General features: G+C 73.8%; 5 protein-coding genes. 4 read left to right on the top strand and 1 reads right to left on the bottom strand.

Translation table 11 applies throughout. The features are described 5' to 3' along the window. The first annotated feature begins 49 nt into the window (after positions 1-49). The 4 genes from AB0G32_RS40075 (at position 50) to AB0G32_RS40060 (ending at position 4184) form a co-directional block, all read left to right on the top strand. Positions 50-1060, top strand: coding sequence for a DUF5914 domain-containing protein (locus tag AB0G32_RS40075; RefSeq protein WP_361175921.1), 1011 nt, complete (start codon positions 50-52; stop codon positions 1058-1060). A gap of 17 nt (positions 1061-1077) precedes the next feature. Next, a complete protein-coding gene (locus AB0G32_RS40070; RefSeq protein WP_361175918.1) occupies positions 1078-1548 on the top strand; it encodes an MSMEG_6728 family protein in 471 nt (156 codons plus the stop codon). Between the two features lie 9 nt (positions 1549-1557). Next, positions 1558-2040, top strand: coding sequence for a MarR family transcriptional regulator (locus AB0G32_RS40065; protein WP_361175915.1), 483 nt, complete (start codon positions 1558-1560; stop codon positions 2038-2040). A gap of 62 nt (positions 2041-2102) precedes the next feature. Next, complete coding sequence (locus AB0G32_RS40060; RefSeq protein WP_361175912.1) at positions 2103-4184, top strand: MMPL family transporter; 2082 nt, start codon at positions 2103-2105, stop codon at positions 4182-4184. A 7-nt stretch (positions 4185-4191) separates the two neighbouring features. Here AB0G32_RS40060 and AB0G32_RS40055 read toward each other — a convergent pair whose 3' ends face one another. Then, entirely contained in the window at positions 4192-5679 is a 1488-nt protein-coding gene (locus tag AB0G32_RS40055) for an MFS transporter (RefSeq protein ID WP_361175924.1), read from the bottom strand. Positions 5680-5915 lie beyond the last annotated feature (236 nt).

The following is a 5915-nucleotide window of genomic DNA, read 5'->3' as shown; positions in this document are numbered from 1 at the left end:
CCGGCCGGCGCGAGGCAGCGCGCGGCACCACCGGTGCGAAGGAAACCCGATGAGTCCCGACCCGGGCCCCCGCACGGGCCGTTACCCGCTCCGGTTCAAGCGCCGTCCGGTGCCCTGGGAGCGGCAGCCGCCGACCTGGCGGGCCGCCCGGCCCGCCGTCATCGCCGCCGCCCTGGAGCGGGCTCGGGCCCGGCCCGCCGGCAGCTGGTACGTCGTCGGCGCCCGCGCCGACGTGCGCCCCAGCCGTCCGCTGGCGGCCACGGTCGCGGGCGAGGAGGTCGTCGTGTGGCGGGACGCGCGCGGACGCCTGGTGGGCGGGCCGGGAATCTGCCCGCACCTCGGCGCCCCGCTGGCCGACAGCCCGGTGCGGTGCGGGGCGCTCGTGTGCCACTGGCACGGCCTCGCCCTGGACGGCACCGCGGCCGCCGGCTGGCAGCCGCTGCCGGTGCACGACGACGGCGTCCTGGTGTGGGTACGGCTCGACGCGCCCGGCGCGGAACCGCCCACCGAGGCGCCCCTGGTGCCGCCGCGGCCCGCCCTCGCCACGGCCCTGTGCTCGGTCTGGCGCGGCGAGGGCCGCTGCGACCCCGAGGATGTGATCGCCAACCGCCTCGACCCCTGGCACGGCGCCTGGTTCCACCCGTACTCCTTCACCGACCTCACGGTGCTCGAAGAACCCGACGGGACCGGTACCGGCGACCGCTTCGTCGTCGACGTCTCCTTCCGGCTCGGCGGGCGCCTCGTCGTCCCGGTGCGCACGGAGTTCACCGCCCCCGGACCCCGTACCGTCGTCATGCGCATCACCGAGGGAGAGGGCGCGGGCTCCGTCGTCGAGACCCACGCCACGCCCCTGGGGCCCGACGACGCGGGACGGCCCCGTACCGCTGTCGTCGAGGCCGTGCTGGCCACCTCCGACCGGCCGGGATTCGCGCTCGCCCGGCGCCTTTCGCCCCTGCTGCGCCCCGCGATGAGCGCCGCCGCCGGCCGGCTGTGGCGCGACGACCTCGCCTACGCCGAACGCCGCCGGCACCTGCGCGCCCGTGGCCGCTTCCCCGGCTGACCGACCAGGACGGGACCATGCAGACCTTCCTTCCGCACTCCGACTTCCGCGCGTCCGCCCTCGCCCTGGACCGCCGCCGGCTCGGCAAACAGCGGGTCGAGGCGCTCCAGGTGCTGCGCGGTCTGACCGTGCCCGGCTACGGCTGGCGCCGGCACCCCGCGGTGCGGATGTGGACCGGGTACGAGGAGGCCCTGGTCCGCTACGGCCTGGAGATCTGCCGGATCTGGCGGGAGCGGGGACACCAGGACAGCTGCGCCGCTTCCCTCGTCGCCGGGCTCGCCGAGTTCCGCCCGGGGCCCGTCCGGCAGCAGGCGGAGCTGGCGGACACCGGTGACCTGCCGCCCTGGCTGGGCGACGAGCCCTTCCACCGCAGCCACCGCTCGGCGCTGGTGCGCAAGGACCCGGGGACCTACGCCGCCCTGTTCCCGGACGTGCCGGACGACCTGCCCTACGTCTGGCCGGACTCCGACCGGGAGGGCCTTCTATAGGCTGATCACGTGGCCAGTGCGGAAGAGAAGACCGGGGCGGCGGACGGCGGGACCGATCTGTGGAGTTTCGCCGTCCAGTTGCGCAGGATGAACGGCGGGATCAACCGGCTGGCGCACGGCTTCGCCGCCGGCCAGGGGCTGCACCCGACGGACGTGCAGGCGCTCGCGGCGATCCTCGACGCCGAGCAGCCGATGACCCCCGGGCGGCTGCGCGAGCACCTCGGGCTGACCTCCGGCGCGGTGACCGCCTGCGTGGACCGGCTGGAGCGCGCGGGGCACATCCGCCGGGTCCGGGAGAGCGCCGACCGCCGGGTGGTCCACCTGCACTACGCGGCCGACGCGATGGCCGCGGCCCGCTCCTGGTTCCGGCCACTGGCCCAGGCCACCGACGCCGCCCGCGGCCGGTTCAGCGAGGCGGAGCTGTCGGTGGTGGTGCGCTTCCTCGGCGCGCTGAACGAGGAGATGGCGGAGCTGGGACCCGGCCGGGAGTAAATGTATCTTGATGATTGAGATTGTTTCTCGTTGAGTTACTGTTGCCGTCCGCCGGGAGAGCCATGCCTGTCACCGCGCGCCGCACCCGCTGGGTCCGGTTGCTGCTGCCCGCCCTGCTGCTGATCGCCTGGCTGGGGGTCGGCGGGACCACCGGCCCGTTCGCCGGACGCCTCGGCGAGGTCGCCACCAACGACCAGGCGGCGTTCCTGCCGCGCAGCGCCGAGTCCACGGAGGTGATCGACGAACAGCGGGCCTTCCAGCAGGACGAGACGCTGCCCGCGATCGTGGTGTGGACCGCGGACGGCGGCGGTGCGGTGGCCGCCCGGCAGGCCGCAGCCACCGCGGCGCTCGCCTCCCTCAAGGACGCCCCCGGAGTGACCGGGCAGGTGTCGCCCGCCGTCGTCTCGCGGGACGGCGAGGCCCTCGAAGGCGTCGTCCAGTTGCGCCCCGACCTCGGCGACGACCTCGCCGCCGCCCTCGACCGGATCCGGGACGCCGCCGGCGAGGTCCCCGGCACCCGGGCCGGCATCGCCGGACCCGCCGCCAGCCAGGCCGACCTGTCCGACGCCTTCGCCGGCATCGACGGTCTGCTGCTCGGCGTGGCACTGCTGGCCGTCCTCGTCATCCTGCTGCTGGTCTACCGCAGCGTGCTGCTGCCGTTCGTGGTCATCCTCGGCGCGGTCTTCGCGCTCGGCGTGGCCTGCGCGATCGTCTACGTGCTCGCCGACCACGACGTGGTCCGGGTCGACGGCCAGGTCCAGGGCATCCTGTCGATCCTGGTCATCGGCGCCGCCACCGACTACGCCCTGCTGCTGACCGCCCGCTACCGCGAGGAACTCGCCCACCGCGAGGACCGGTTCGCGGCGATGCGGGCCGCGCTCAAGGAGTCCTGGGGCACCGTCGTCGCCAGCGCCGCCACCGTCGCTCTCGGTCTGCTCGCCCTGCTGCTGAGCGACCTGACCAACAACCGCGCGCTCGGCCCGGTCGGCGCCATCGGCGTCGGCTGCGCCGTCCTGACCACCCTCACCTTCCTGCCCGCCGTCCTGGTCCTGCTCGGCCGCGCCGCCTACTGGCCCGCCAGGCCCCGGCCGGCCGAGGAACGCCGGGGCGTGTGGCACCGGGTCGCCGGCCTCGTGGACCGCGCGCCGCGCAAGGTCTGGGCCGGCTCCCTGATCTGCCTGCTGGCCGCCGCCGCCTTCGCCCCGGCGCTCGACTCCAAGGGCGTACCGCTGGACGAGACCTTCGTCGGCGAGGCCAGGTCCGTGGAGGCGCAGCGCACCCTGAGCGAGCACTTCCCGGGCGGCTCCGGCAACCCGGCGGTGGTCATCGCGGACGCCGGCCGCGCCGACCGGGTGGTCGCGGTGGCCGAGGACACCGCCGGAGTGGCCTCGGCCGCCCCGGTCACCGCCGCCGGCCGGCCCGGCGGGGGAGAGCCGCTGACCGTCGACGGCCGGGTCCGTATCGACGTCACCCTGAGCGCCGCCGCCGACAGCGACGCGGCCAAGGACACCGTGGCCCGGCTGCGCACCGCCCTGCACGCGGTGCCCGGCGCGGACGCGAAGGTCGGCGGCTACACCGCCCAGCAGTACGACACCCTGCGCACCGCCGAACGGGACCGCACCCTCATCGTCCCCGTCGTCCTCGCCATCATCCTCGTCATCCTCGTCGCGCTGCTGCGCTCCCTGCTGCTGCCGGTCCTGCTGGTGCTCACCGTGGCGCTCAGCTTCCTCGCCACTCTCGGCGTCTCCGCCCTGGTCTTCCCGCACGTCTTCGGCTTCACCGGCACCGACCCGTCGGTGCCGCTGTACGGGTTCGTGTTCCTGGTCGCCCTCGGCGTGGACTACAACATCTTCCTTATGTCCCGGGTTCGCGAGGAGTCGCTGCGGCACGGGGTGCGCCAGGGCATCCTGCGCGGCCTGGTCAGCACCGGCGGGGTGATCACCTCCGCGGGCGTGGTGCTCGCCGCGACCTTCGCCGCGCTCGGCGTGATCCCGCTGGCCTTCCTGGTGCAGATCGCCTTCATCGTCGCCTTCGGCGTGCTGCTCGACACCCTGGTGGTGCGGTCCCTGCTGGTGTCGGCGCTGGCCCGGGACCTCGGCCGGCGGGTCTGGTGGCCCGGGCGGCTGAGCCGGCCGGCGTCCTGAAAGGGCGTCAGCGGGTCGCGGAGCGTTCCTTGGCGAAGTCGTACAGCTCCTCGGAGGTGGTGATCAGCTCCCGCTGCTCGGCCCGGGAGCCGACCATCGGCTGCGAGCCGTGCAGCGGAACCTGCGCGCTCTCGGGCAGGAACCGCACGGTCACCAGGCCGATGACACCGGCCACCATCAGGTAGTACGCGGGCACCAGATCGTTGCCCGTGGCGTTCACCAGCGCCTCGGTGAACAGCGGTGTGGTGCCGCCGAACGCGGCGACGGCGAAGTTGAAGCCGATGCCCATCGCGGCGTAGCGCACGGCGGTCGGGAAGAGCGCGGGCAGCGTGGCGGCGCTCGGCGCGGCGAAGCAGGCCAGCAGCGTGGACAGCAGCAGCACGCCGAGCACCGGGGCCGCCGTGCCGTCCGACCTCAGCAGCAGGAACCCCGGCACGGCCAGCACGATCATCGCCACCGCGCCGACCGCGTACAACGGACGCCGGCCGACGTGGTCGCTGAGCCGTCCGAGGAAGGTGATCAGCAGCACGATCCACACCATGCCGATCAGGACCAGGACGTCGGCGAAGCCGCTGGAGCGGCCCAGCGTCTCGGTCTGGTACGTGGGCAGATACCCGGTGACCATGTAGTTGGTGACGTTGTACAGCAGCACCAGGCCCATGCAGATGAGCAGCGGCTTCCAGTGGTCCTTGACGATGGTCTTGAACTCGCTGCCCGCCGACTCCTGCGCCATGGTCTTCTCGTGCGCGTCTAGTTGCTGCTGGAAGGCGGGGGACTCCTCCAGCTTCAGCCGCATGTACAGACCGATGACGCCCAGCGGACCGGCGATCAGGAACGGCAGTCGCCAGCCCCAGGAGAGCATCTGGTCGTCGCTGAGCGCGAGGTTCAGCACCGTCACCAGCGCCGATCCCAGGGCATAACCGACGAATGTGCCGAAATCCAGCCAGCTGGAGAGGAAACCGCGCCGCCGGTCCGGTGAGTACTCGGCCACGAAGGTGGTGGCGCCGCCGTACTCGCCGCCGGTGGAGAAGCCCTGGACCATCCGGGCGAGCAGCAGCAGGACCGGGGCCGCGATGCCGATGGTGGCGTAGCTCGGGATGAGACCGATGGAGAAGGTGCCGGCCGCCATCAGGATCATGGTGGTGGCGAGCACCTTCTGCCGGCCGATGCGGTCGCCGAGCGGGCCGAAGACCAGACCGCCCAGCGGCCGGACCACGAAGGCCGCGGCGAAGGTGGCGAAGGACGAGATCAGCTGGACACCGGGGGAGGCGCCGGGGAAGAACACCTTGCCCACGGTGGCGGCGAGATAGCTGTAGACGCCGAAGTCGAACCACTCCATGCAGTTGCCCAGCGCGGAGGCGCCGACCGCGCGCTTCAGCAGCGGCCGCTCGACGACCTGGACGTCCTCCTCGCGGAAGGCCCGCTTGTTGCGCCGCAGCCGGTGGGTCAGCTCCTCGCGGACCTGCCCCGGCAGGTTCGCGACCGCCCGCGGCATCTTCATCCGGCCCACAGGCCCCGACCGGGCGTCGGGCTTGGCGTCCCTCACGCTGCCGCCTTTCTGTTCCGCCACGGCTCTCCGCAACGGCTTCTGCCTACGCGAATTCTGTGCCGCACTGATCGTCCGGCGCACGCGGTGGCTGCTGCCCGGGTCCGCACCGGCTCACACCGGGGCCCCGGGTGCGGGCCGGAACCCGGCGGACGGCCCGGGCGTGCGGCGCCGCCGGCCGGCCG

This window comes from Streptomyces sp. NPDC023723 (genome assembly GCF_040639815.1).
Classification (GTDB): Bacteria; Actinomycetota; Actinomycetes; order Streptomycetales; family Streptomycetaceae; genus Streptomyces.
This window is presented reverse-complemented; position numbering and strand designations above follow the sequence as displayed.